A 25635-nucleotide genomic window follows, 5' to 3' on the forward strand; every position below is an offset into this window, starting at 1 on the left:
CACGAGAGGTCATCGATGTCCAGATCCGTCCTTAGGCGCCGCGCGCTGGCCCAGGTTCTTGCGTGCGCATGGCTCGCGTCGTCCACGCTCCATGCCTCGGCGCAGCAGACCGTGCGCGTCGTCGTGCCTTTCGCCGCGGGCAGTTCGACCGATCAGCTGGCGCGCCAGCTCACCGACGCGTTGCGCGAGATCAATGGGAGCACCTACGTCATCGAGAACAAGCCCGGCGCCAGCGGCATCATCGGTTCGTCGGATGTCCACAAGTCGAAGCCCGATGGCAGCGCCCTGCTGATGACGACCGGCGGCCATGCGACCAATGCCGTGTTGTACGAGAAGCTTCCCTACGATCCTCAGGCGGGGTTCACCCCGATCTCGCAGCTCACGGAGACGGCGGGCTTCCTGTTGATGGTGCCCGCCGCGTCCTCTTACAAGACGCTCGACGACTTGATCGCGGCAGCCAAGGCGAAGCCCGGCACGATCAGCTATGCGTCGGCCGGCAACGGCAACACGACGCACCTGGTCGGCGCGCTTTTCGAGAAGGCGGCGGGAATCAAGCTCATACACGTCCCCTACAAGGCCACGCCGATGAACGACCTCATGGCGGGACACGTCGACATGCTGTTCTGGGGCTCGGGCTTCGCCACGCCGATCATCCAGCAGGGCAAAGCCAGGGCGCTGGCGCTGGCCGGGGACAAGCGGGTCGAAGAATTGCCGGACGTACCGACGCTCAATGAAAAGGGCTTGCGCGGTGTCGACGTCCCGGCCTGGTCGGGCTTGTTCGGTCCGCCCGGCATGCCGCCCGAGACGGCCGAAAAGATTCAGCGCGAGGTGGCCAGGGCGATGCAGAGTCCCGCATTCATCAAGTCCTTGAGTGCATCGCCGGGCACAACGCGTCTGGCATCCACGCCGTCGCAGTTCAGGGAATCGTTGAGCAAGGAAATCGTCCGCCTGCGTCGCGACATCACGCCGCTCGGGATCCGGATGGAGTGAGCGTGGAAGACCCAGCAAAGTCGCTGGCCGAACTCCGAGCCGAGATCGATGCACTGGACGACCAGTTCTGCTCGCTCTTGGCGAACCGGCTGACGCTGACGGATGCCGTCGGCCGCTGCAAGGCGCTGACCGGCGAGCCGCCGGAAGACCCGCAGCGTCAGAGGCGGCGCAAGAAGCTGCTCGAAGCATTGGCCGTCCGCCATCGACTGCCAAGAGTGCTCGTCCAAGGTCTGTTCGGGCTGATCAAGGAAGAAGTGGTTGCCCGCCACATGGCGACGGCGAGGCGACTTGGCTGTGTGCAAGGGGGCCGAATGGATTGTCCGTGAGTCGAACGCAATGCCTTCGTCACGGTATCGACACGCGGCGCTCCCTAACATCGGGTTGATCATGCCTCGCCGCGTCATCAGCGCTTACGATGACAACCCATGCCCACCCTGCGTCTCATGCTGCTCTGCACCTGCCTCTTCCTGGCGGCGTGCGCCGGTCAACCGACATCGAAGACACCCGACTCGCGGCCGTCGCGCATCTCCGCAGACCAGTCGCGAGACGTGGCGATCCATGCCGTGGGCCTGGTCGGCACGCCGTATCGGTATGGCGGCAACACGGTCGACGGCGGCTTCGACTGCAGCGGTCTGATCGCGTACGTCTACCGTGAAAGCGTCGGCCTCTCGACGCCGCGCACGGTGGCCCAGCTTGCCGGCTTCGGCAATGCCGTGGGGCGCGATGAATTGCGAACGGGCGACCTGGTGGTCTTCGGCGGCGGGCGGCCGACACACGCCGGCATCTACGTCGGCGACAACCGCTTCGTGCATGCGCCGTCCACCGGCGGCGAAGTGCGGCTGGACCGGTTGGACGGACCGTACTGGTCGCGGCAGAGCGTCGACGTGCGGCGCCCTTGATCGTGCCGGGCGACGCGCCCGTCTGCGATTCGTCGACCCATAGACCGATGGTGGGTGGGAAGGTCGTCGGACATAGGCCTTTGAGTGGAAGCGCAGCGGCGCGCAGAGGTCTACGCTTCGCAGCATTGCCAGGTCCGTGAGGGAGACGACGATGCTCAAGTTGCTGCTTGCCCTGCTCATGCTGATCGGCGGCGCGAACGCGCTGGCCATGACCAAGGCCACGTGGCCCACGGCCGACCTGAAAGGCGCGAAAGACAGCGCCCTGCTCAAGCGCTACGAGGGCGCGTACATCGTCGTCACCGAGCAGAAGGCCTTCGCCGAATTCGTGTTGCCGGTCTCGGCGCTGGTGGAGGTGCCGGACAAGCGCGACCGCATGAACAACAGGCTCCACGAGCCCAAGGAGCGCAAGGCACTGGAGGGCGCCTACACGCGCCTCGTGTACGTCGTGCCGAATGGCCGGTCGCCTTTGGAGGTGTCGCGCAACTACCGCGACGAGATCCAGGGCAAGGGCGGCCAGGTGCTCTTCGAATGCAAGGACGCCGACTGCGGCGGCGACCCGAAGCGCGGCAGTTCGGGCGGCGGCGGCGAGATGAGCATGGCCATGTACCTCTACCCGGAGTCGCGCGTGACCGCCGAGTACGGGTCCACCGGGTACTGCGCCATGACCGCGTACATCAGCGACCAACGCTACCTCGCCGCGCAGATGCCCAACGCCGGCGCGCACGTCTCGGTGTTGACCTACACCGTCGTGGCGCCGGACCGCAACGGCATCTGCAACGGCATCAACGAGCGCACGGTCGCGGTGGTCGACATCGTCGAGGCCAAGGCGCGCGAGCAGAAGATGGTGACCGTGCAGGCATCGGAGATGGCGAGCGCCATCGCCGGCACCGGCCGCATCGCGCTCTACGGCATCTTCTTCGACTTCAACAAGGCGGACGTGAAACCGGAATCGGATGCGACGCTGGAGCAGATATCGAAGCTGCTGAAAGACAACAAGGCGCTCAAGCTGATCGTCGTCGGGCACACCGACAACGTGGGCGGCTTCTCGTCGAACATGGACCTGTCGCAACGGCGAGCCGCCGCGGTGGTCGCTTCGCTGGTCCAGCGTGGCATCGGCAAGGAGCGGCTCGCGCCGCACGGCGTGTCGTTCGCGAGCCCGGTCGCCACCAACAAGACCGACGAAGGGCGCGCCAAGAATCGTCGCGTGGAGCTGGTCGAGAACTGACCGGCACGAGCAGCCGCTTCGCTCAGGCTACAGAAGATCCTCCAGCCGCAACGGCAGTCGCCGCAGCCGCTTGCCCGTCGCATGGAACACGGCGTTGCCGATGGCGGGCGCCACGCCCACCATCGCGACTTCGCCGAGGCCCTTGGCGCCCGATGCGTTGAAGCGCAGGTCGGGCTTGTCGACGAAATGGACCTCGATCTCGCCGATGTCGGCGGCCACGGGCACGACGTACTCGGCCAGGTTGGCGTTGAGGAAGCCGCCATGGCGCGGATCGGCCTCGCTGGCCTCGCGCAGCGTGGCGCCGATGCCCCAGACCACGCCGCCTTCGACCTGGCTGCGCGCGGTGCGCGGGCTCACGACGGTGCCGCAGTCCGCGACGCTGACCACCCGCGGCACGCGGATGCGGCGCGTGGTCGGCTCGATGCGCACCTCGACGAAATGCGCGATGAAGCTGAAGCCGACGAAGTCCGGATAGACCGGGCCCGCTGCCGCCGGCAGGCCGCCGGTGAGGCGGCCGAAGGCCTGCTCGGGTTGCCCTGGCGCGAGGCGTTGCGACTTCGCTTCCGCGAAGCTGCGGCCCGAGACCCGCAGCAGGCTGACCGCCGTGGCGCCGGGCTCGGTCGCGGCAGCGCCAGCGTGTTGCCGAAGGTCGTCCAGCAAGCGCTGGGTCGCCTCCATCACGGGCGGCAATGCCGTGGCCGTGCCCCACGAACCGGCCGTGAGGTGCTGCGGCGCCGCGGCCGTGTCGCCCAGGCGTATCTCGATGGCCGCCACCGGCGCCCCGAGCGCGCGCGAAACGGTGAGCGCGATGGCGGTGCGGATGCCCTGGCCCATCTCGTGGCCGCCGACCGCCACCTGCACCGCGCCGTTCGACGCCAGCCGTACGGTCGCCATCGCCGGTGCGGTGGCGGCCTTGTAGAGGCCCAGTGCGACACCCCAGCCGACGAGGCTGCCGTCGGGCGCACGCATCGAGCCCGGCGCCATCGTGCGGCGCTGCCACCCGAAAGCCTCTTGGCCCTGCACCAGGCATTCGACCGCGTGACGCGACGAGAAGGGTTTGCGCGTCAGCGGATCGACTGCCGCATCGTTGGCCAACCTGAAAGCGACCGGGTCGCGTCCCACGGCATAGGCCAACTCGTCGATCGCGCTTTCGAAGGCATAGGCGGCGCCGTGCTCGAAGGGCGCGCGCATGTAGCCGGGTGTCTGCACATCGGTGCGCACGAGCCGCTCGATGCCCAGGTAGTGCGGCGCGCCGTACAGCCGCGACGTGACCTCCGTGCCCATCGACGGAAAGAGGTCGTGCCTGGAGGTCTGTTGGTCGATCTCGTGAACGGCCGTCACCAGTCGGCCACCGCGATCGGCCCCGAGCCGCACGCGGTGCCGAGTCGCCGGCCGGAAGCTCGCGTTGTGGAAGAGCTGCGCACGCGTCATCACCAGCTTGACCGGCCGGCCCAACTGGCGCGCGGCCAGCGCCACGATGGCGGTGTGGGACTGCAGAGAGTTCTTCTGCCCGAAGCCGCCGCCCACCGTCGGGGAGAGCACGCGGACTTTGGTGGGATCGATGCCGAGCTGTTTGGCCAGGCCGTGGCGCACGCCTTCGGCGTTCTGCGTCGGCTCCTGCACGGTCAGCATGTCGCCGTCCCATTCGGCCACGGTCGCGATGATTTCCATCGGGTTCTGGTGCTGTGCGGCGAGGTGGTAGTCGAGGTCGACCGTTACCGCGGCGGTGGCCAACGCGGCTTCGGCATCGCCCACGCGGCGGTCGGCGAACATCGGCTGCGGCAGCACCGCGGCTTGCGCCAAGGGCTCGGCGCCGGGTGCGTCCGGCGTCGCGACGAAGGGCGTCGTCGTGTACGCCACGGTCACTTGTGCCGCGGCCTCGCGCGCGGCCTCGAGCGACTCGGCCACGACCATCGCCACGCTCTGGCCGCGGTAGGCCACCTGCGCCGAACGCAAGGGGTAGAAGCTCTGGAAGCCGAAGCCGCCGCCCATCAGGAAGCCACCGGTGTCGAAGGCACCGATGTTCTGGTGGGTGAACACCATGCGCACGCCGCGCACGCGCATCGCCGCCTCGGTGTCGATGCGGGTGACGGTGCCGCGCGCGATGGTCGACGACACGAGCGCGGCGTGCAGCATGCCCGCGCGCCGTGCGTCGCCGGCATACCGGGTCGCGCCGCGGACCTTGTCGCGCGCATCGACGCGCTCCGCGCCGACGATCGGTCTGGGCGCTGGTGTTGAAAGTGTCTTGGCCATCGGTGTCAGGTCCTTTCCTTGGCCAGCATGAGCGCGTCGGTCACCGTCTCGATGCCGAGCGCGATCTTGAAGGCGTTGTGCGACAGAGGCCGGGCGCCCTCGAAAGCGAGCGTCGCCGCGCGCCGCGCCGTGCGGCGGGTGAGGCTGCCACCGATCAGGCTGCGTTCTGCCTCGGTCGCGCGCCAGGGGCGCGTCGCGACGCCGCCGAGGGCGATGCGTGCATCGGCCACCTGCGAGCCATCCAGGCGCAGCGCCACGGCGGCCGAGGTGAGCGCGAAGGCATAGGACTCACGGTCGCGGATCTTGTGGTACGTCGAGGCGCGCCCGACGGCGTCGCGCGGGATCCGGATGCGCACGATCAACTCGTCGTCGGCCAGCACCGTCTCCAGGTGCGGCGTGCTGCCGGGCGCGCGGTGCAGTTCGCGCACGGCTACCGTGCGCGCGCCGCGCGGGCTGAGGGTGTCCACCAGCGCATCGAAGGCCACGAGTGCGACCGCCATGTCGCCCGGATAGGTCGCCACGCAGGCGCTGCTGCCGCCCAGCACCGCGTGGGTGCGGTTGAGGCCATCGATGGCTGCGCAGCCGGCGCCGGGCGTTCGCTTGTTGCACGGAAACTCGAGCCCGTCGCGAAAGTAGGCGCAGCGCGTGCGTTGCAGCAGGTTGCCGCCCACCGTCGCCATGTTGCGCAGCTGTTGCGAAGCAGCCTTCCACAGGGACTCCGACAAGGCCGGAAACTCGCGCTGGACGACGGCGTGCTCGGCCACCTCGCTCATCGTCGCGAGCGCGCCGATGCGGATCTCGCGGCGCGCGCTGGCGTCGATGCGTTGCAGGTCGTCGATGCGCGTGATGTCGATGACGGTGGCCGGTGTCTCGATGCCCAGCTTCATCAGGTCGAACAGCGTGGTACCGCCCGCGAAGAAGCGCGCACCGGGTCGATGCCGCGCCAGCGAGGCCACGGCCTCTTGCGCGTCGCGAGGGCGCAGATAGGCGAAGTCCTTCATGACGACGCTCCGGCCTTGGCGGGCACCATTGCCGGCGCGGCCTCGCGAATCGCGCGCAGGATGCCGGCGTACGCGCCGCAGCGGCAGAGGTTGCCGCTCATGTATTCGCGGATCTGCGCGTCGCTGGTGGCGTGGCCTTCGTGCACGCAGGCGATCGCGGCCATCACCTGGCCCGGCGTGCAGTAGCCGCACTGCAGCGCATCGTGGTCGATGAAGGCTTGCTGCATCGGATGCAGCGTGCCGTCGGCCGATTCGATGCCTTCGATGGTGGTCACTTCGCGGCCGTCGGTCTTCACGGCCAGCGTGAGGCACGACGCCACGCGACGGCCATCGACGTGGACCGTGCAGGCACCGCATTGGCCATGGTCGCAGCCCTTCTTGGCACCGGTCAGGTCGAGGTGCTCGCGCAGCATGTCGAGCAGCGAGGTGCGCGGCTGCAAGGTCAGTGCGTGGCGCTTGCCGTTGACGGTGACCTGCACCTCCTGCCGATGCGCATCGCTGCCAGGCTGGGTCGTGGCGTCCGCGCCGGCCGCCGCCGCCGTGATGGGTGCGCAAACAGCGGTCGACATCATGAAGGTGCGTCTGCGCAGCAGGGGCATGGTGGATGCTTCCGGGCTCGTGGATTCGGTACTGTTCATAAGCGCCCGAGTGTGTCCGTCGGCCCCGCGCCGATAAATACCGTGCGCGGACATCAATATTCCGCCTGGCTCAACAATCAGGCGGCGCGGCAGGCGCCGGATCGCCGGTCAGCGTGCATCGGCCGGGTGCCTGGCCGGCCCGAAGGCCTCGGCGTACAGCCCGACCACCCATTCGACGAAGACGCGCACGCGCGGCGCGAGCAGGCGGCGGTCGGGGTACAGCACCGACAGCGGCATGACGGGGCTCTGCCATTCGGGAAGGATCTCGACCAGCCGGCCGGCCTGCAGGTCGTGTTCGATGTGAAAGCGCGGCAGCTGCACGATGCCGCAGCCGAGGAGGCCGCACTGCACGTAGTTCTCTGCGTCGTTGACGCTCATCCAGCCGTCGCAGTCGAAGTTGCGCTCCTCCCCATCGACGAGCAGCGTCAGCGGGTAGTCGATGTTGCCGCTGCTCGCGAAGAACTTCACCATGCGGTGACGGGCCAGATCGTCCGGAACGAGCGGCGTGCCCATCGACGCGAGGTAGTCCGGGCTCGCGCACAGCACCTGGGGCATGTCGGCCAGGCGGCGCGCGACGAGCGCCGAGTCGCGCAGGTTGCCGGCCCGGATGACGCAGTCGACGCCTTCGCGCACCAGGTCGACCAGCCGGTCGCCGCTGCTCACCACCAGTTCGATGTCGGGGTAGCGCGCATGAAACGCCGGAATGCTGGGCAGCACGATGCGCGTGGCGTGCGTGCCGTGCATGTCGACCCGGAGCCGGCCGCGCGGGCTCGAAGCCAGGTGGCGCAGCGACGCGTCGGCATCGTCGAGCTCGGTGAGCACGAGGACGCAGCGTTCGTAGTATTCGGCGCCGTCGTGGGTGGGGCGCACCTGGCGCGTGGTGCGCTCGAGCAGGCGCACGCCCAGGCGCGTCTCCAGGTCCTGGATGGCCTTGGTGGCCGTGGCGCGGGGGATGTCGAGCATCGCGGCGGCCCGGCTGAAGCTGCCGGTGTCGACGATGCGGGTGAACAGCAGCAGGGTCTCGAGGCGATCCATCCGCGGCATTGTTGATCAATCTGGAATGGCCGAGTGCGCCGTGCAGTGCGCGGCGGGGCGACGGATCGGGCTATATTGGCCGCCCCTCAAACCTGGAGAACGACATGGCCAAGGCCTATTGGGTGAGCGCGTATCGCGCCGTACACGATGCAGACAAGCTGGCGGCCTATGCCAAGCTGGCCGGACCGGCCATCACGGCGGGTGGGGGCCGGTTCCTGGCGCGCGGCGTGCCGGCGAAGACCTACGAGCACGGGCTGGCGGAACGCACGGTGCTGATCGAGTTCGACAGCGTCGAGCAGGCCGTGGCCGCCCACGACAGTCCGGCCTACCAGGAGGCGCTCGTCGCGCTGGGTGACGGGGCGGACCGCGACCTGCGGGTGATCGAAGGGGTCTGACGCGCTGCCGCGAAGCTGCAGAGAAGCACCGCGGGCGGCGTAAACCGGCCACGGGCGCTGAAGAGATGCTAGGCTGCCACCGAAGCCAAAACCAACGGAGGCAGAGATGGACAGCAACACGCAACCGAATCTTCAGGCCCACCAACTCGTTCGCCGCGCCATCGCCCTGGTGCTGGCGGGCGGCCGAGGCTCCCGCCTCAAGCAACTGACCGACCGCCGGGCCAAGCCGGCGGTGTACTTCGGCGGCAAGTTCCGCATCATCGACTTCGCGCTGTCCAACTGCCTCAACTCGGGCATCCGGCGCATGGCGGTGGTCACGCAGTACAAGTCGCACTCGCTGATGCGGCACCTGCAGCGCGGCTGGAGCTTCCTGCGCGCCGAGCTCAACGAGATGGTCGACGTGCTGCCGGCCCAGCAGCGCGTGGGCGAGGAGCACTGGTACCGCGGCACGGCCGATGCGGTGTACCAGAACCTCGACATCATCCAGACCCGATCGACCCCGCACGACTACGTGGTGGTGCTGGCCGGCGACCACGTCTACAAGATGGACTACTCGATCATGCTGGCCGACCACGTCGCGCACGGGCGGGGCTGCACGGTCGGCTGCATCGAGGTGCCGCGCATGGAGGCGGTCGCCTTCGGCGTGATGGCCGTGGACGAAGCACGCAACATCACCGCCTTTCTCGAAAAGCCGGCGGACCCGCCGCCCATGCCCGGCAAGGCCGACGTGGCGCTGGCCAGCATGGGCATCTACATCTTCGACTCCGAGTACCTGTACACCCTGCTCGAGGAAGACAGCGCCGACCCGGATTCCGATCACGACTTCGGCAAGGACATCATCCCGCGCACGGTCGCCCAGGGGCGGGCCGTGGCGCACCCCTTCGGCATGTCGTGCGTCACCCGCGCGCGCCGGGGTGCCGACGTCCCGGCCTATTGGCGCGACGTAGGCACGATTGATGCATTCTGGGCGGCCAACCTCGACCTGGCCTCGATCACGCCCGAACTCGACATCTATGACACCGACTGGCCCATCTGGACCTACCAGCGGCAGCTGCCGCCGGCCAAGTTCGTGCTCGACCGCGACGGGAAGCACGGCATGACGGTCAACACCATCGTCTCGGGCGGCTGCATCGTGTCGGGCTCGCACGTCAAGGACTCGGTGCTGTTCTCGAACGTGCGCGTGCATTCCTTCTGCAAGATCGAAGAGGCCGTGCTGCTGCCCGACGTCGAGGTGGGCCGCGGTGCGCGGCTCAGCAAGGTGGTGGTCGACCGCGCCTGCGTGATTCCCGAGGACATGGTCGTCGGCGAGGACGCCGAGGCCGATGCGGCGCGCTTCGAGCGCACCGAAGGCGGCGTGGTGCTGATCACGCGCGACATGCTCAAGCGGCTCGCCGGCTAGGACGCGGATGAAGATCCTCCAGGTCAGCGCCGAGCTGTTTCCCCTTCTCAAGACCGGTGGCCTGGCCGATGTTGCCGGTGCCCTGCCGCGGGCCTTGCTGGCAGCGCAGCAGGACGTGCGGGTGCTGCTGCCGGGTTTTCCGGCCATCCGTGACGGCGTGGCCGACGCCGTGCAGGTGGCCGAGCTCGATGCGCCCTGGGGCAGCCGCGTGGGCCTGCGCCGCGGGCGCATCCCGTCGGAGGGCGGGCCGGACCTGCAGGCCTACTGGATCGACGCGCCGCAGCTGTACGACCGGCCGGGCAACCCTTACGAAGACGCCCAGAAGCAGCCCTACCAGGACAACCACCGACGCTTCGCGCTGCTGGGTTTCGTGGCGGCGCGCATCGCCTACGGGCTCGACCCCGGCTGGCAGCCCGAGGTGCTCCATGCCCACGACTGGCACGCCGCCCTGGCGCCGGCGTACCTGGCCTTCGCGCCGCGCAATGGCCAGCCGCGCGTCGGCAGCGTCTTCACTGTGCACAACCTGGCCTACCAGGGGGTGTTCGCGCCGTGGCATTTCGCCGACCTCGGGCTGCCGGCCGCGGCCTGGAGCATCGATGGGCTGGAATACCACGGCCAGCTGTCTTTCATGAAAGGCGGGCTGAGCTTCGCCGACCGCATCACCACGGTGAGCCCGACCTACGCGCGCGAGATCCAGACGCCCGAGCAGGGCTGCGGGCTCGATGGCCTGTTGCGCCACCGTGCCGGCGTGCTTGGCGGCATCCTCAACGGCGTCGACGACCAGGTCTGGAACCCGGCCACCGATACGCTGTTGCCGCACGGCTTCGAAGCGGGGCACTTGGACGGCAAGGCGAAATGCAAGGCGGCGCTCCAGGCCGAACTCGGCCTGGCGCCCGCGCCGGACACGCCGCTCTTCGTGGTCGTGAGCCGCCTGACCGAGCAGAAGGGCTTGCACCTGGTGCTCGGCGGGCTCGACGCGCTGCTGGCGCAGGGCGGCCAGCTGGCCCTGCTCGGCAGTGGCGATGCGTGGCTGGAGCAGGCCTTCCGCGAACGGGCGTCGGCCTCGCCGCGCTCGGTCAGTGTCACACTGGGCTACAGCGAGCCGCTGGCGCATCGACTCTTCGGTGCCGGCGACGTGACCCTGGTGCCATCGTTGTTCGAGCCCTGCGGCTTGACGCAGATGTACGGCCTCAAGTACGGTAGCCTGCCGCTGGTGCATCGCGTCGGCGGCCTCGCCGATACGGTTGTCGACGCCACGCTGGAAGACATGGCCGACGGCCGCGCCACCGGCTTCTGCTTCGATGCCTTCGATGCCGACGGCTTCGGCCGCGCGATGCGCCGCGCCTTCGCCCTCTACCGCCGTCCCGCCGATTGGCACGAGGTGCGCGCCACCGCGATGGCCCGCCCCGCCGACTGGGGCCATGCGGCGGTCCGCTATCTCGACGTCTATGCCAAGGCGTTGTCCTGACAACACCATTCCACTGTTCGAGTTATGTCCACCATCGATTTCACGTACGACCATCCCGACCGCGATGTAGCCGCCTTCAAGCGCTCTGTGGCCAACAAGCTGATGTACGCCGTCGGCAAGGACCCGGTGGCCGCCAGCCCCGACGACTGGCTGCACGCGACCGCGATGGCGGTGCGCGACCAGCTCGTCGAGCGCTGGATGGCGACCACGCGCGCCCAGTACACCCAGAAGCTCAAGCGGGTCTATTACCTGTCGATGGAGTTCCTGATCGGGCGCACCTTTACCAACGCGCTGCTCGCGCTCGAACTGCAGGACACTGTGAAGCAGGCGCTGGCCGATTTCGGTGTCGACATCCAGGCGCTGGCCGAGCGCGAGCCCGACGCGGCGCTCGGCAACGGCGGCCTCGGGCGGCTCGCGGCCTGCTTCCTCGACTCCATGGCCACGCTCGGCGTGCCGGGCATGGGCTACGGCATCCGGTACGAATACGGCATGTTCCGGCAGCAGATCGTGAACGGACAGCAGGTCGAGACGCCGGACTATTGGCTCACGCGCGGCAACCCTTGGGAATTCCAGCGTCCGGAGGTCACCTACCGCGTGCGCTTCGGCGGCCACGTGCAGCGCCTCGAAGGGAAGGGCGCCTCGCACGACGCGGCCCGGTGGGTCGACACGCACGACGTGCTGGCGATGGCCTACGACACCATCATCCCGGGCTACGGCACGCAGTCCACGCAGACGCTGCGTCTCTGGTCGGCACGCGCCACCGAGGAAATCGACCTGTCGGCCTTCAACCGCGGCAACTACTTCGCGGCGGTCGAGAGCAAGAACCACTCCGAGAACGTGTCGCGCGTGCTCTACCCCGACGATTCGACCGCCTCGGGGCGCGAGCTGCGGCTGCACCAGGAGTACTTCTTCGTCAGCGCCAGCGTGCAGGACATGCTGCACCGCCACCTTCGCAACCACAGCGATTTCGACACGCTGTCGCAGCAGATCAGCGTGCACCTCAACGACACGCACCCCGTACTGGCGATACCGGAGCTGATGCGCCTGCTCATCGACGAGCACGAGCTGTCGTGGGACACGGCATGGGCGCAGACCCAGAAGGTGTTCAGCTACACCAACCACACGCTGATGCACGAGGCGCTCGAGACCTGGCCGGTGGAGCTGCTCGGCCGCGTGCTGCCGCGGCACCTGCAGATCCTGTTCGAGATCAATGCACGCTTCCTGCACGTCGTGGCGCACGCGCAAGGCAACGACGTGGAACTTATGCGGCGCATGTCGCTGATCGACGAATCGGGTGAGCGGCGCGTGCGCATGGCCTACGTGGCGGTGCTGGCCAGCCATTCGATCAACGGCGTGTCGGCCCTGCATTCGGAGCTGATGAAGCAGTCGATCTTCGCGGACTTCGCCAAGCTTTTTCCCGAGCGATTCAACAACAAGACCAATGGCGTCACGCCGCGCCGCTGGTTGGCGCAAGCCAATCCGTCGCTGGCTGCCCTGCTCGACACGCGCATCGGGCGCGGCTGGCGGCGCGACCTGTCGCAGCTCGAGGCGCTGAAGCCGATGGCGCAGCAGCCGGCCTTCGTGCGCTCGTTCCGCCATGCCAAGCGCGAGAACAAGCTGCGGCTGGCCAACTGGATCGAGCAGCACATGGGCCTCGTCGTCGACACCGACGCGCTGTTCGACGTGCAGGTCAAGCGCATGCACGAATACAAGCGGCAGCTGCTGAACGTGCTGCACGTGGTCACGCGCTACCAGCGCATCCTCGACGCGCCCCTGGGCAACCACGTGCCGCGGGTGGTGGTGTTCGGAGGCAAGGCGGCATCGGCCTATCGCATGGCCAAGCTCGTCGTGCGGCTCATCAACGACGTGGCGCAAGTCGTCAACAACGATGACCGGGTGGGGCCGCTGCTCAAGGTCGTGTTCGTGCCCAACTACAGCGTGAGCCTGGCCGAGATCATCATGCCGGCGGCCGACCTGTCGGAGCAGATCTCGACGGCCGGCACCGAGGCTTCGGGCACCGGCAACATGAAGTTCGCGCTGAACGGTGCGCTGACCATCGGCACCCTCGACGGCGCCAACGTCGAGATGCGCGAGGGCGTAGGCCCCGAGAACATCTTCATCTTCGGCAACACCACGCCGCAGGTGGCCGAGATCCGCACCCGCGGCTACCAGCCGCGCGCCATCTACGAGTCCGACCCCCAGTTGCGCCGCGCACTCGACGCCATCCGCGACGGCGTGTTCTCGCCGGCCGAGCCGACGCGCTACCAGGAGATCTACGACGCGCTCGTGAACTGGGGCGACCAGTATCTGCTGCTGGCCGACTACGCCAGCTACATCGAGACACAGGACAAGGTCGATGCCCTGTACCGCCAGCCCGATGCCTGGATGCGCATGGCGATCCTCAACGTGGCGGGCATGGGCGGGTTCTCGTCGGACCGGACGATCGCGCAGTACGCGCACGAAATCTGGCATACGCGCCCGGTCGGGTTGGCCTGACCGCTGCCTGACCGCTGCCCTGGAGGGTCCGGGGTAGCGTTGGAGAATCCCTCTGTCAAGGTCAAAAGACATTCCTGCCCGTAAATCGGTTGGATAGACTCTTAGGCAATCTCCGATTTGCAGCCTTGACGGTCCCCTCCCAGATTCAGCCCAACGCCCCGGTCACGCTCGACAACTGCGACCGGGAGCCCATCCACATTCCGGGCCTCGTCCAGCCGCACGGGGCGCTCTTCGCCTTTGACGACCAGGGCCGCGCCACGCATGTCACGTCGAATGCGGCTGCGCTGCTGGGCGTTGCGGTGCCGGCGCCCGGCGAGACCGTCGCGCCCAGCCATTTCGGCGGCGACCCCGACGTCGATGCGCTGCTCGACGCCGCGCGCGACGATGCGGAGGGCCAGCCCCAGGCCGGCGAGGCGCACCTGGGCGGACAGACCTTCGACGTCATCGTGCATCGCATGGCCGAGCAGGTCATCGCCGAATTCGAGCTGCGCCCGGCCTCGCGCGACGAGGTGGGTGATTTCGCGCTGAAGGCGCACCGCCTGATGGACCGGCTCAAGCGCCAGCGCAGCATCGAGTCGCTGCTGGGCCTGGCCGTCGAGGCCGTGCGCGACCTCACCGGCTTCGACCGCGTCATGGCCTATCGCTTCCTGCACGACGACAGCGGCGAAGTTGTCGCGGAGGCCAGGCACGACGCGCTCGAGCCGTTCCAGGGGCGCCGCTATCCGGCCAGCGACATCCCGGCGCAGGCGCGCCGCCTGTACGTGATCAATTCCCTGCGGCTGATCGCCGACGTCAAGGCCGCGCCGGTCGGCGTGGTGGCCGCCGGTGCGGACCTGCCACCGCTGGACATGAGCCATTGCGTGCTGCGCAGCGTGTCGCCGATCCACATCGAGTACCTGCGCAACATGGGTGTCGGCGCATCGATGAGCATCTCGGTCGTGGTCAACGGCAAGCTCTGGGGGCTCCTGGCCTGCCACCATCGCTCGGCGATCCAGGTGCCTTACTCCATCCGCATGGCCTGCGACGTGCTGGGCCAGGTGCTGGCGGCCAACGTGCAGAGCCAGCTGGCGCGCGAGCAGGCGCGCCGCACGGACGACGCGGCCAAGCTTCGTGCCCGCCTCATCGAGGCCGTGCTGCACGCCGAGGATTCGACCGCGGCGCTCGCGGGCCTGGCCGAGCCGATCGCGCAGGCCTTCGGCGCCGATGCCCTGCTGGTCGCCGAGGACGCCAAGCTGCACGTGCACGGCAACTTGCAGCCCGAGACGGCCTCGCGCATCGTGCGCTGGCTCGGCGGGCCCACGGCACCCAAGGGCGACCTGCTGCAGACGCACGCGGTGGCCGAACTGGCGCAGGAGCTGGCTTCGATCTGCGGCCCGTGGACCGGGCTGATGGCCCTGCGCTTCGACGAGCAATCGCAGGGCTACCTCGTGCTGCTGCGCCGCGAGCAGATCGAGACGATCCAATGGGGCGGCAGGCCCGAGAAAAATTATGTGAGCGGCCCGCTCGGTCCGCGCCTCACGCCGCGTGGTTCCTTCGATGTGTGGAAGCAGGAGGTCCGCGGCACCAGCGTCCCCTGGAGCGACGTCGAGCAGGCACTGGGCCGCCAGCTGCTCGACGAGCTGGCCCGCGCCAGTTCCACCCGCATGAACGAGATCCACCGCGCGCGCACTCACCTATTCGCGATGCTCGGCCATGACCTGCGCGACCCGCTGCAGTCGATCACCATGGCCGCGCGCGTGCTCGAGAAGTCGCAAACGGGCGCCGGCGAGGTCGGTTCGCGCATGGGGCAGCGCATCCAGTCGTCCAGCAGCCGCATGGCGCGCCTCATCGGCCAGGTCCTCGATGCGTCGCGCCTGCAGACGGGCCTGGGCTTGCAGATCCACCTGACCGACGTGGACCTGAGCCGCCTGCTGGAGGACCTGCTGGACGAGGCGGCGATCGCCTACCCCGGCGTGCGGGTCAGCCGCGAGCTGCCGAAATCGCTGACCGTACGCGCCGACTCCGACCGCATGGCGCAGCTCTTCACCAACCTGGTGAGCAACGCGCGGCACCACGGCACGGCCGGCGAGCCCGTGATCGTCCAGCTGTCGAACCAGGGCGACGACGTGGTGCTCGAAGTCAGCAACAGCGGGCCGCCCATCGCACCCGAGCTGGTGCCGCATCTATTCTCCGCCTTCAAGCGGCAACCCGACAGCGGCACGCGCAACAAGAGCGGCCTGGGCCTGGGGCTCTACATCGCGCAGGCCATCGCGCTGGCGCACGAAGGCACCATCGGCTACAGGTACGCAGACCCTTACGTGGTGTTCTCGGCGAGGTTTCCGGCGAAGCTGGCGGGGGTGTAGACGCTCGGGTCAGCGCTTGAATGGCGGGGCCTAGGAATGGCGCGCTCCCGCGCCGCACTCGGGCGCCCTGCCTACAGGCAGGCGCGCCGCTGCGACCCCGGTCCCGGTGCTCCGTCGGGTACGCTGCAAACGCCTCGAAGCCGAGAAGAGGCATCCGACTCCCGCTCGGGAGTTCTTGTTCAGCGTGAGGACCAGGGTGAAACTCGAGTCGTACAAATACAAGCGCATCGTCATGGTGTGCGCAGATTGCGAAGACCGCTCCAACGGTCCGCGGCATCTCGACAGCAAATCGGCCATCAAGGAGTTGCGCCACTTGTCTGCCGATTCGCCCGTGCGCACGCGAGTGACGCGCACCAAGTGCCTCGGGCTGTGTCCGAAGAAGGCCGTGGCGGTGGTGGCGCTAGGTGAAGCGCTGTCGGCCGTGAGCGCGGAGATCGAGAACGAGGGTGATTTGAAGGATCTGGCTCGTTACGCGTTCGGCTCGGGCTCGCAGAAGCGTTAGGCCATGCGCTGTCGCCACTCGGGCTTGCCAGAAGCCCGGGGCACCAGCACCGGGTCATAGAAGCCCGGCGTCACCGACATCCGCACCTGCTCCGTCACCCCCTGGTAGTCGCCCAGCCCCGTCGCGGCCTGGAATACCTCGGGCGGCAGGTACGCGTGTGCCGGCTTGCTGTTCGCGGTCGCATGGGCGTAGTCCTTGTCGAACAGCCCCAGCGTGTAGAGCCACAGCGACAGCCGCGTCAACGAGACGTGAACGCGCCAGCTGCCGCCTTCGCTCGCGCGCCGCATGAGGGCCGCCACCACGCCGGTGGTCAGCAGCCAGGCGGCCAGGTAGTCGTTGACGACCATGATGGTCGGCAGCTTCGGCGCCTGGGGCGTGCCTTCGAGCGTCATCACGCCTGTCACGCAGCCGGCGGTCTGGTCGAAGCCCGGCAGGTCGGCCCAGGGGCCGGTCTGGCCGTGCAGGCTGACGGTCGCATGCACGATGCCGGGCCGTACCGCGGCCGCCTGTTCGGCCGAAAGTCCGAAACGGTCGAGAAAGCCGCGCCGGCGGTTGGCGTAGAACACGTCCGCGTCGGCCAGCAGGTGCTGCATGCGGGCGTGGCCGTCCTTGCTGCCGACGTCGAGCAGCGCCGAGCGCACGCCGACGTTGGCCGTGGCATAGAGCAGGTCGCTTTCGAAGTCGCCCGGGCGCCAGATGTTGAGCACGTCGGCGCCGTGCAAGGCAAGGGCGCGGCCGGTGCCGGCGCCGGCGATCACGCGGGCCATGCCCAGCGCGCGAATGCCGTCCAGCGGCTGGCGCGGCTTGGGCGCGAAGGGCTCGGGGTTGGCGTCGCCGATGCGCTCGATCTCGATCAGCGGCAGCGGGCGCAGCACGTCGAGGTACTGCGGCTCGTCCATGAACTCGTCGACCGAGCGCAACATGGGCATGACGACGCCGGCCTTCGCGGCCGCCGCTTCGAGTTCGAGCGCCTTCCATCCGCGGATGGCCTGGGCCACGGCCTGCTCGCTGTCGCTGCATCCCAGCAAGCGCAGAGCCGACGACTTGAGGCGCGGGTACAGGTTCAGCGGCATGACCCAGCGGCCATCACCCGCCTGGTAGAACTTGAGCGTGAAGGGCGAGTCGGGGTCGGCCGTGTTGCGCGGCGGATGACCGTTGAGCTTTTCCCACTGCCGGTCGTAGAAGGGGCACAGGCGATGCGGGGCGCGGTGCAGGTCGACTGCGATGTCTTGCCCGCTACCGCCGCGATGACGCCACAGCGCCGCCATCGCCACCGACTTGGCTGCCAGCCCGATGCCGGCGGCCGATGCGATGCGGAACACGCTGGGCAGGATCGGGTCTTGCCCGATGAACTCGATCGCGCCGCCGCTGTCCGCGGGGCAGAGGCCGACGCCCTGGAGCACGGCTTGCAGGTGGTCGTGCGGGTCGAAGCCGTCCGCATGCGCCGTGGGCGCGGCCAGCGCGCGCCGGATCGCATCGGTGGTGGGGTCCATGGTCGGGTCCATGGTGTGTTCAGCCTTTCAGTTTGGCCAGCGCCTGCAGGATCGCGATCTGCCGTGCGTCGCGTGCGCCTTCCAACTCGGCTCGCGTGTGCTGGCCGTAGGAGGCGTCGGCCTGCTCGAACAGCAGCTTCGTCGTGGCCTCGTCGAAGCGCACCTCGCGCTGCATCGAGGCCCAGCGCTTCTCCATGCCGGGGCCGAACTGCTGCACGAAACTGCGCAGGCCGCCGTCGCCACCGCCCAAGTGGAAGGACCCGAACGGACCATCCACCGCCCAACGCAGGCCGACCGAATGGGTGACGATGTCGTCCAGCTCGTCGATGCTCACCACGCCGGCCGCGACCAGCGCCACGCATTCGCGAAAGATGGCCGACTGCAGCCGGTTGGCCACGAAGCCGCTGACCTCTTTGCGCAGCACCTTGGGCACCTTGCCGACGGCACGGGAGAAGTCGACCGCGGCCTGTACCGAATCAGCCGAGGTCGCCTTGCCTGGCACCACTTCCACCAGCGGAATGATGTGCGGCGGGTTGAAGGGGTGGCCGATCAGCATGCGCTGCGGCGTGCTCATCTCGCTGGCCTGATCGGTGGCGGGCAGGGCGGAACTCGACGAAAGGAACAGGGCCTCTGCCGGCGCGGCCTGCTCGATGCGCCGCCAGAGCCCGCGCTTGAAGTCGATGCGCTCGGGGCCGTTTTCCTGCACCAGGCCGGCCCCCGCGACGGCGCGTTCCAGGTCGGGCTCGAAGACGAGCCGTTCGCCGAAGTCGGCCTCGGCCATCGGTGCGCCGAGTTGAGCCAGCGTCGGCATGGCCTGTGCCACGTAGGCGCGAACTTCCGAATCGACGCCTTCGCGCGGATCGCTCACCCGCACCCGCAGGCCGTGCGCGAGGAACACCGCCACCCACGAGGCGCCGATCACGCCGGCCCCGATGACGGCGGTCTCGCGGTAGCGCTTCAGCACCGTGTCGTCATTGCTCATGGTCATTTCGCCAGGTAGTCATGGACAACGGAAGGCGGCGTCAGCGACAGGTCCGCCAGGATATGGCTGGCCGCCACCACTTCGCGTACCGGAAAGTCGGCCATCGGCGCCAGCACGTGCTCGAACAGCTGCAGCCGCGCCGGTCCCTTGTACGCCGTCTTGATCTCGATGTCCTGGATCTGCGAGCGCACCAGCTCGCAGATGCGCAGCTGCCGGTCGTACCCGCGCATGAGCTTCAGCATGAAGGTCGGCACGCAGATCTCGGCGCGGGCCTCTTCGACCGGAAGCGCCTGGTGCTTGTAGCCCATGGTGGCGACCGCGATGCGCAGGGTGCCGTAGTCGAGCGTGCCGACCAGTGTGTCGGAGTCGACGTAGAGCTTCGGCGCGCCCAGCTTCTTCGGAAAGGCGCTGACTTCGCGGCCGCTGGCGATGGCCGGGTGGTTGTCGACGTACATCGCGTGCAGGTACTCGCCGCGCTCCTGGCCCAGGCGCACCATGATGGCCTGGCCGCATTCGGTGTAGTTGCCCAGCCCGGTGGTGTCGGGCATGCGCATGACCTCGAAGCGCACCAGCGGCTCGTCTACTTCGAGCGGCTCGGGCACCACCTTGCGCAGCGCCTCCAGGTCGGTGCGGTAGGTGATGTTGAGGTATTCGCGGTTGTGAAAGCGGTAAGGGCCGCGCGGAAAAGCCGGTGCACCCAGCGGCGTGCTGACCTGCTTGAACAGTTCTTCGATCTTCATGATTCGACGCTCTGGGCTCCGGTGCTCTGGGGCTCGTAGGATGGGCGCGGACGCGGCCCGCCGTCAACCGGCGGAGTACTGCTCACGCAGGGCCCGCTTGTTGATCTTGCCCACGCTGGTCTTGGCGATCGCGTCGACGAAGCGGATCGTCGACGGCACGGCGAACTTGGAAATCCGCCCTTCGTCCACGAAGGCCATCAGGTGCTTCTTGAGTGCGGCATCGTCGACGTCCTGGCCGGCACGACGGACCACCAGCGCGACGGGGCGCTCGCCCCACTTGTCGTCCTTGACGCCGAACACGGCCGCCTCGGCCACTGCCGCGTGCTGGAGCAGCAGGTCTTCGACGGCGATCGACGACACCCATTCGCCGCCGCTCTTGATCACGTCCTTGAGCCGGTCGGTGATCTGCAGGTAGCCGTCGGGGCCGATGCTGCCGATGTCCTGCGTGTGCAGGTAGCCGCCTTCCCACAGCGCCTCCGAGGCCTCGGGGTTGTGAAAGTAGGCCTGCGTGAGCCAGGGTGCGCGCACCACGATCTCGCCGGTGGACTGGCCGTCGTGCGGCAGCGGATTCATGTCGAGGTCGACGATCCGCATGTCGACCAGCGGCAGCGGCATGCCCGAGCGGCAGCGCTGCGCGAGTTGCGCGTCTGCCGGCTGCGCCAGTATTGCGTCGCCGAGCTGCGCCTGCGACAGCGTCGGGCAGGTCTCCGACATGCCGTAGCCGGCCCACACGTCCATGCCGCGCGCGAGCGCAGCGCTCGCGAGCGACGTGCTCAGCGCGGAGCCGCCGATCACCATCTTCCAGCCGCGCAGGTCGCCCGCCTGCTCGGCTGGCACGTTCAGCAGCATCTGCAGGATGGTCGGCACGCAGTGCGAGAAGCTCACGCCCTCGGCCTGCCGCAGCTCGAGCAGGCCGGCCGGGTCGTAGCGGCCGGGGTACACCTGCTTGATGCCGAGCGCGGTCGCCACGTAGGGCAGGCCCCAGGCATGCACGTGGAACATCGGCGTGATCGGCATGTACACGTCGCCGCGGTTCAGGTTCTGGCCCGGGTGGCCCGATGCCATGAAGCCCATGGTCGCCAGTGTGTGCAGCACCAGTTGCCGATGGCTGAAAGACACGCCCTTCGGCAGGCCCGTCGTGCCGGTCGTGTAGAACACGGTCGCCCGCGTGTTCTCGTCGAAGTCTGTGAAGTCGCGCGCGGGCGAAGCGGCCGCCAGCAGCGCCTCGTATTCGCCGGCGAAGGGCAGGGTGCCGGCCGGCGGCGCCTCGGCATCCTGCAGCAGAACGAAGTGCTTGAGCTTGGTGAGCTTGGGCTTCAGCTCGGCGACCACGTCGGCGAATTCGGCATTCACCAGCAGCACGCTGGCGCCCGAATGCTCGAGTGTGTAGAGGATTTGTTCGGGCGACAGGCGCACGTTCACCGTCATGAGCGTGGCGCCCATCATCGGCACCGCGAAATAGGACTCGAGGTAGCGGTGGCTGTCCCAATCCATCGCCGCGACCACGTCGCCGTGGCCCACGTCCAGCGCCGACAGCGCATTGGCCAGGCGGGCGATGCGCTCGCGCAAAGTGCGGTAGCTGTAGCGCTTCAGGTCGCGGTAGACGATCTCCTGCTCGCCAGAGTGCACCAGGGGTGCATGCAGCAACTGGCGGATCAGCAGCGGGTAGGCGTAGGCCGAGGGGGCCCGCTCGATGAGGGCGTCTGTCACGGGGCGTGTCTCCTTGCTCGGGCGTGTTGCCGCTCGGCGGATTCTGCGAGTAAGTCCCGGGGGGCCGACAGGTGCGGCGCGGCTAACATGGGGTGACTTCCGGACAGCCATTTCGCCGCAAGCACAGTGCTCCCTACCACCAACACCATCACCGCGCCATTGCCGCTGGCCGACGAGCGCGTCTATCCCCCCTACAAGATCGCGATTTTGGTGGAGACGCTGGCCGAATCGGGCGTGCCCGTCGAAGTTGCGCTGGCGCGCACCGGCCTGCAGGCTGACGAGCTGCAGAGCTCGTCGCTGAAAACCTCGATCCGCCAGTTCATGACGGTGTGCCGCAATGCGATGGCGGCCACGCCCGACCCCGAGCTGCCCTTTCGCGCGGGCAGCCGCATGCGCGTGTCGAGCTACGGCATGTACGGCTATGCCTTGCTGTGCTGCAGCACGCTGCGCGAGGTGGCGCAGATGGCCACGCGCTTCCATCGCCTCGCCACGCCGGCCGTGTCGCTGCGCTTTCGCGAAGAAGACGGCGAGGGCGTGTGGCGCTTCGACGAGGTGTCGGGCCTGGACCTGGACGATCCGCTCTACCGCTTTCTCGTCGAGTTCCAGTTCGGCATCCATCAGACCTTGGCGCGCGACATGCTCGGGCCCGCCTTCAAGCTGAGCCGCCTGCGCGTGCGCTACCCGGCGCCGGCGCATGCCGCGCTGTACCGCCGGCACTTCGGCTGCGACTGCGAATTCGACCAGCCCTGCAACGAGCTGCGCTACCCGGCCGCGCGGCTCGACCAGCCGGCCGCCTACCGCAACCCGATCACCGTCGCGATGGCCGCCGAGGTGTGCGAGCGCATGCTGGTCGAGGCCAAGACCGCGAGCGGCGTGACGCGCCGCGTCTACAACCTGCTCATGGAAACGCCGGGCCAGTTCGACGACATGGAAGCCCTGGCGCACAAGCTCAACACGAGCTCGCGCACGCTGCGCCGCCACCTTACGCAGCAGGGCACCTCGTACAAGGAAATCCTCGACGACGTGCGCTGCCACCTGGCCAAGGAATACCTGCGCAACACGCGCATGAGCATCGACGACATCGCCGGCACGCTGGGCTTCAGCGACGCGGCCAACTTCCGCCACGCCTTTCGGCGCTGGACGCAGCGCAGCCCCAGCGACTTCAGGCGTTGAAGCTTCACGGGGCACGGGCCGGCTGTCCGGCGTGAACCCCTTTGTGACCGGCAGGCGACTTGGTCGCGCATGCCTTGCGACAGAACAATCCGGATTCAACCGATGCGGCCGTCACAACGGCTGCCGACCCTGGAGACACACCGTGAAGCGTTCCACTTTCATCACTGCCGCCGCGCTGTGCGCGGCCGGCGTCTGGGCCGCCGGCCCTGCAGCCGCACAGGACAACTACCCCACCCGCGCCATCCGCATGGTCGTGCCCTACGCGGCCGGCGGCGGCGTCGACGCCATCGCGCGGCAGGTGGGCCGCAAGCTCAGCGATGCGCTGGGCCAGCCCGTCACCGTCGACAACCGGCCGGGCGCGGGCGCCATCATCGGGCTCGACGCGGTGGCCAAGGCGCCGGGCGACGGCTACACCATCCTCTTCACCGCGGGCTCGTCGATCAACATCAATCCGCACGTTTACAAGAAGCTGCCCTACGACCCGTCGAAGGACCTGCAGCCCGTGGCCCAGGCCGGCAACACGCCCCTGCTGCTGCTGGTGAACGCGAACAACCCCGCCAAGACACTGGCCGAGTTCACGGCCGCAGCCAAGGCCAAGCCGGGCAGCGCCACCTTCGGCTCCTACGGCAATGCCACCACCGGCCACCTGCTGGGCACCGCCTTCGCCAAGGAAGCCAAGATCGACCTGATGCACGTGCCCTTCAAGGGCGCGGCCCCCGCACTCACCGACCTGATGGGCGGGCAGATCACGGCGGTCATTGCCGACCTCGGCTCCGCGGCCGGCCTCATCAAGGGCGGCAAGGTGCGCGCGCTCGCGCAGACCGGCACCAAGCGCACCGCGGCACTGCCGGACGTGCCCACCTTCACCGAATCGGGCCTGCCCGACCTCGCCGGCATGGGCGGCTGGCTCGGCATCTTCGCGCCGGCCAAGGCCCCCAAGCCCATCGTCGACAAGCTGGGCGCCACGCTCAACAAGGTGCTGCAGACGCCGGAGCTCAAGGCCAGCATGGCCGAGCTGGGCTACGAAGCCACGGGACTGTCGGGTGCCAAGTTCGACGAACTGGTGCGCGCGGATACGGCGCGGTGGGGGAAGGTGGTGAAGGATATGGGTGGGATTACGTTGGATTAGCTGATGTCGTGACTTGGCCGGCGTGCCTGCGGTAGATGGTTGCCCTTACGCGCATCCACGGGAACCCTGCTTACGAGATTCTGAACTTTTGTTCTGAATCCCGGCTTTTGCTTGCTGACGGTGACTACGCTCTGCGCCTTTCATAAATAGGCCCAGAGGAAATCAAGATGACGTTGTCGAGCGCGCGCGAATGCGCGGGTCGTCGCCTGCGCGTCCGCGGCATGGTCGCAGCGCTCGTGATGGCGTTGAGCACAGGTAGCCATGCGTTCGCAGCCGAGCCAGCGCCCACCGGCTTCGCGCTCACGAGCCGACCCATCGTGTACCCGACGATGCAAGACGCGTGCGATGCCTTCCTGCCCATTGCGCAGTCTTGGAACCCCCTCGCCGGGTATGAGTCCGTGAGGTTGACCCCAGGCAATTTTCCGGTTTGTCATGCAGGGGCGAACAATGTCTACGACCTCTACACCGGCGTGCATGTGACGCCACCGAACTGTCCGGCCAACAGCCTGCTCGACTGGTCGTCCTACAGTTGCAAGTGCGGTGTCGGCACCAAGGAAGATCCGGCAAGCAACACATGCGTCCCCGCTCCGGTAGCCGAACCTGAAGCGGGTCAGATGTGCAGCGCAGGTTTGGCCATCGGCCAACCCATTCTTCCCGCCACGGGCGAGAAGTACCGCTTCGAACTCGACTACGCCGACGGCGGCCCCGCCCCGCTGTCCTTCAGCCGAATCTACCGCAGTACGTGGTGGCTCGATGCGTCTCGGCCCTCTGTGGGACTGGGGCAGGTCTGGTCGCACAACCACGGCGCCGCGCTCAAAGTGACCTCGACCGACCCCGCTGGCTCGGTCACCATCACGAGCCCCGAAGGCTACCTGCGCACCTTCGTGCGATCCGCACAGAGCCCGGCATGGTCCGCAACGAACAGCGCCGACACCTTGGTGCAGACCGCGGACGGATTGTGGGTGAGCCGCCGCGCCGATGGCGACCAGACCCTGCGCTTCGATGCGTCGGGCAAGCTCGTGTCTTCCTCGTCGCGCAACGGCTGGATCACCACCTACGACTACGACATCGGTGGCCGATTGGCCAGGGTCGCCAATGCGTTTGGACGCAGCTTGCGTATCGCCTACAACGCCAGCGGCCAACTGGCCACCGTCATCACTGCGGATGGGCGCGTCATCGGCTACGCCTACGATCGCACGGGTCGGCTGGCAGGCGTCACCTACCCCGACGGCGGAACCCGCAGTTTCGTCTATGAGAAAGAAGCCCTTCCTCAGGCCCTGACCGGAATCTTCGACGAAGGCGGTGCGCGCTGGGGCAGCTTTGCCTACGACGCGGTGGGCCGTGCCACCCTCACTGAACTCTCCGGCGGGGTCAATCGGTACGAGGTGCGCTATCAGGCCGCCGGCGGGGTCGACGTCACCGACCCACTCAGCACGACTCGCCGCTTCATCTACGGAACTGCCAACGGAAAGCTTGCCGTCACGGGAGCGTCGCGACCATCCGGCGAGTTCGAAGCCGATGCGGCGTCCCGCACCCAGGACGCCAACGGCCTGATCACGAGCGAGACCGACTTCAAGGGTGTCGTCACTACGACGACCTGGGATACGGCCCGCCGCCTGCCGCTGTCGGTGACGCGTGCTGCCGGCACACCGCAGGCCCAGACCACCACCACCCAGTGGCATCCGATCTTCTCGCTGCCGACCTTGGTGACAGAGGCTGGCCGCACGGTGGCCACTACCTACGACGACAAGGGCAACGTCCTCAC

At 68.2% G+C, this 25635-nt stretch carries 21 protein-coding genes; 13 read left to right on the forward strand and 8 right to left on the reverse strand.

From position 1 onward, the window contains the following. Positions 1-15 precede the first annotated feature (15 nt). The 4 genes from B0W80_RS24815 (at position 16) to B0W80_RS24830 (ending at position 3114) form a co-directional block, all read left to right on the forward strand. Positions 16-990 carry a tripartite tricarboxylate transporter substrate binding protein gene (locus B0W80_RS24815; RefSeq protein WP_077001830.1) on the forward strand — a complete coding sequence of 325 codons (975 nt, stop codon included), beginning with the start codon at positions 16-18 and terminating at the stop codon, positions 988-990. A gap of 2 nt (positions 991-992) precedes the next feature. Then, a complete protein-coding gene (locus B0W80_RS24820) occupies positions 993-1316 on the forward strand; it encodes a chorismate mutase (RefSeq protein ID WP_077001831.1) in 324 nt (107 codons plus the stop codon). 99 nt (positions 1317-1415) lie between these two features. Continuing rightward, positions 1416-1889 carry a C40 family peptidase gene (locus B0W80_RS24825; RefSeq protein ID WP_077001832.1) on the forward strand — a complete coding sequence of 158 codons (474 nt, stop codon included), beginning with the start codon at positions 1416-1418 and terminating at the stop codon, positions 1887-1889. A 151-nt stretch (positions 1890-2040) separates the two neighbouring features. Next, the gene (locus B0W80_RS24830) at positions 2041-3114 is read left to right on the forward strand and encodes an OmpA family protein (protein ID WP_077001833.1); all 1074 of its coding nucleotides are present in this window, start codon (positions 2041-2043) and stop codon (positions 3112-3114) included. Between the two features lie 27 nt (positions 3115-3141). On the opposite strand, the gene B0W80_RS24835 is transcribed toward B0W80_RS24830, so the two are convergent. From B0W80_RS24835 to B0W80_RS24850, 4 genes are all read right to left on the reverse strand, one after another. Then, a complete protein-coding gene (locus tag B0W80_RS24835) occupies positions 3142-5367 on the reverse strand; it encodes a xanthine dehydrogenase family protein molybdopterin-binding subunit (RefSeq protein ID WP_077001834.1) in 2226 nt (741 codons plus the stop codon). Positions 5368-5372: 5 nt separating this feature from the next. Beyond that, complete coding sequence (locus tag B0W80_RS24840) at positions 5373-6368, reverse strand: xanthine dehydrogenase family protein subunit M (protein ID WP_077001835.1); 996 nt, start codon at positions 6366-6368, stop codon at positions 5373-5375. Then, positions 6365-6967: a (2Fe-2S)-binding protein gene (locus B0W80_RS24845; RefSeq protein ID WP_256856683.1), complete on the reverse strand. Its 603-nt coding sequence runs from the start codon at positions 6965-6967 to the stop codon at positions 6365-6367. The genes B0W80_RS24840 and B0W80_RS24845 overlap by 4 nt, the downstream gene beginning before the upstream one ends. A gap of 147 nt (positions 6968-7114) precedes the next feature. After that, positions 7115-8041, reverse strand: coding sequence for a LysR family transcriptional regulator (locus B0W80_RS24850; RefSeq protein ID WP_077001837.1), 927 nt, complete (start codon positions 8039-8041; stop codon positions 7115-7117). A 104-nt stretch (positions 8042-8145) separates the two neighbouring features. Here B0W80_RS24850 and B0W80_RS24855 point away from each other — a divergent pair, with 104 nt between their 5' ends. The 6 genes from B0W80_RS24855 (at position 8146) to B0W80_RS24880 (ending at position 16643) form a co-directional block, all read left to right on the forward strand. Beyond that, on the forward strand, positions 8146-8436 hold the full coding sequence (locus B0W80_RS24855; RefSeq protein WP_077001838.1) for a DUF1330 domain-containing protein: 291 nt from the start codon (positions 8146-8148) through the stop codon (positions 8434-8436). A gap of 106 nt (positions 8437-8542) precedes the next feature. After that, entirely contained in the window at positions 8543-9835 is a 1293-nt protein-coding gene (gene glgC, locus B0W80_RS24860) for a glucose-1-phosphate adenylyltransferase (protein ID WP_077001839.1), read from the forward strand. A gap of 7 nt (positions 9836-9842) precedes the next feature. Next, complete coding sequence (gene glgA, locus B0W80_RS24865; protein ID WP_077001840.1) at positions 9843-11303, forward strand: glycogen synthase GlgA; 1461 nt, start codon at positions 9843-9845, stop codon at positions 11301-11303. A gap of 24 nt (positions 11304-11327) precedes the next feature. Beyond that, positions 11328-13799: a glycogen/starch/alpha-glucan phosphorylase gene (locus B0W80_RS24870; protein ID WP_077001841.1), complete on the forward strand. Its 2472-nt coding sequence runs from the start codon at positions 11328-11330 to the stop codon at positions 13797-13799. Positions 13800-13924: 125 nt separating this feature from the next. Beyond that, the gene (locus B0W80_RS24875; RefSeq protein WP_077001842.1) at positions 13925-16141 is read left to right on the forward strand and encodes an ATP-binding protein; all 2217 of its coding nucleotides are present in this window, start codon (positions 13925-13927) and stop codon (positions 16139-16141) included. 196 nt (positions 16142-16337) lie between these two features. Continuing rightward, entirely contained in the window at positions 16338-16643 is a 306-nt protein-coding gene (locus B0W80_RS24880) for a hypothetical protein (RefSeq protein WP_077001843.1), read from the forward strand. Here the strand turns inward: B0W80_RS24880 and B0W80_RS24885 are convergent. From B0W80_RS24885 to B0W80_RS24900, 4 genes are all read right to left on the reverse strand, one after another. Further along, complete coding sequence (locus B0W80_RS24885; protein WP_218668946.1) at positions 16640-18148, reverse strand: CoA transferase; 1509 nt, start codon at positions 18146-18148, stop codon at positions 16640-16642. The genes B0W80_RS24880 and B0W80_RS24885 overlap by 4 nt on opposite strands. A 7-nt stretch (positions 18149-18155) precedes the next feature. Beyond that, a complete protein-coding gene (locus B0W80_RS24890) occupies positions 18156-19118 on the reverse strand; it encodes a 3-hydroxyacyl-CoA dehydrogenase NAD-binding domain-containing protein (protein ID WP_256856684.1) in 963 nt (320 codons plus the stop codon). Positions 19119-19120: 2 nt separating this feature from the next. Next, positions 19121-19858: an acetoacetate decarboxylase gene (locus B0W80_RS24895; protein WP_077001845.1), complete on the reverse strand. Its 738-nt coding sequence runs from the start codon at positions 19856-19858 to the stop codon at positions 19121-19123. A gap of 63 nt (positions 19859-19921) precedes the next feature. Then, positions 19922-21568, reverse strand: coding sequence for a fatty acid--CoA ligase (locus B0W80_RS24900; protein ID WP_077001846.1), 1647 nt, complete (start codon positions 21566-21568; stop codon positions 19922-19924). Between the two features lie 126 nt (positions 21569-21694). Between B0W80_RS24900 and B0W80_RS24905 the strand changes: the two genes are divergently transcribed. The 3 genes from B0W80_RS24905 to B0W80_RS24915 all read left to right on the forward strand — a co-directional run. Next, positions 21695-22741 carry an AraC family transcriptional regulator gene (locus B0W80_RS24905; protein WP_083745616.1) on the forward strand — a complete coding sequence of 349 codons (1047 nt, stop codon included), beginning with the start codon at positions 21695-21697 and terminating at the stop codon, positions 22739-22741. A gap of 142 nt (positions 22742-22883) precedes the next feature. Next, positions 22884-23870 carry a tripartite tricarboxylate transporter substrate binding protein gene (locus B0W80_RS24910; protein ID WP_077001847.1) on the forward strand — a complete coding sequence of 329 codons (987 nt, stop codon included), beginning with the start codon at positions 22884-22886 and terminating at the stop codon, positions 23868-23870. A gap of 167 nt (positions 23871-24037) precedes the next feature. After that, positions 24038-25635: DUF6531 domain-containing protein (locus tag B0W80_RS24915; RefSeq protein WP_143684771.1), on the forward strand; the 1598-nt coding region annotated here is incomplete at its 3' end.

Origin of the sequence: Variovorax sp. KK3 (assembly GCF_001984055.1) — a bacterium.
Lineage (GTDB): Bacteria > Pseudomonadota > Gammaproteobacteria > Burkholderiales > Burkholderiaceae_C > Variovorax.

Bases quoted from the DNA above. Each gene is read 5' to 3' on its own strand.
- B0W80_RS24815 (WP_077001830.1), top strand. From the start codon at position 16: ATGTCCAGATCCGTCCTTAGGCGCCGCGCGCTGGCCCAGGTTCTTGCG.
- B0W80_RS24825 (WP_077001832.1), top strand. From the start codon at position 1,416: ATGCCCACCCTGCGTCTCATGCTGCTCTGCACCTGCCTCTTCCTGGCG.
- B0W80_RS24830 (WP_077001833.1), top strand. From the start codon at position 2,041: ATGCTCAAGTTGCTGCTTGCCCTGCTCATGCTGATCGGCGGCGCGAAC.
- B0W80_RS24835 (WP_077001834.1), bottom strand. From the start codon at position 5,367: ATGGCCAAGACACTTTCAACACCAGCGCCCAGACCGATCGTCGGCGCG.
- B0W80_RS24840 (WP_077001835.1), bottom strand. From the start codon at position 6,368: ATGAAGGACTTCGCCTATCTGCGCCCTCGCGACGCGCAAGAGGCCGTG.
- B0W80_RS24845 (WP_256856683.1), bottom strand. From the start codon at position 6,967: ATGCCCCTGCTGCGCAGACGCACCTTCATGATGTCGACCGCTGTTTGC.
- B0W80_RS24850 (WP_077001837.1), bottom strand. From the start codon at position 8,041: ATGGATCGCCTCGAGACCCTGCTGCTGTTCACCCGCATCGTCGACACC.
- B0W80_RS24855 (WP_077001838.1), top strand. From the start codon at position 8,146: ATGGCCAAGGCCTATTGGGTGAGCGCGTATCGCGCCGTACACGATGCA.
- glgC (WP_077001839.1), top strand. From the start codon at position 8,543: ATGGACAGCAACACGCAACCGAATCTTCAGGCCCACCAACTCGTTCGC.
- glgA (WP_077001840.1), top strand. From the start codon at position 9,843: ATGAAGATCCTCCAGGTCAGCGCCGAGCTGTTTCCCCTTCTCAAGACC.
- B0W80_RS24870 (WP_077001841.1), top strand. From the start codon at position 11,328: ATGTCCACCATCGATTTCACGTACGACCATCCCGACCGCGATGTAGCC.
- B0W80_RS24885 (WP_218668946.1), bottom strand. From the start codon at position 18,148: ATGGACCCGACCATGGACCCCACCACCGATGCGATCCGGCGCGCGCTG.
- B0W80_RS24890 (WP_256856684.1), bottom strand. From the start codon at position 19,118: ATGAGCAATGACGACACGGTGCTGAAGCGCTACCGCGAGACCGCCGTC.
- B0W80_RS24895 (WP_077001845.1), bottom strand. From the start codon at position 19,858: ATGAAGATCGAAGAACTGTTCAAGCAGGTCAGCACGCCGCTGGGTGCA.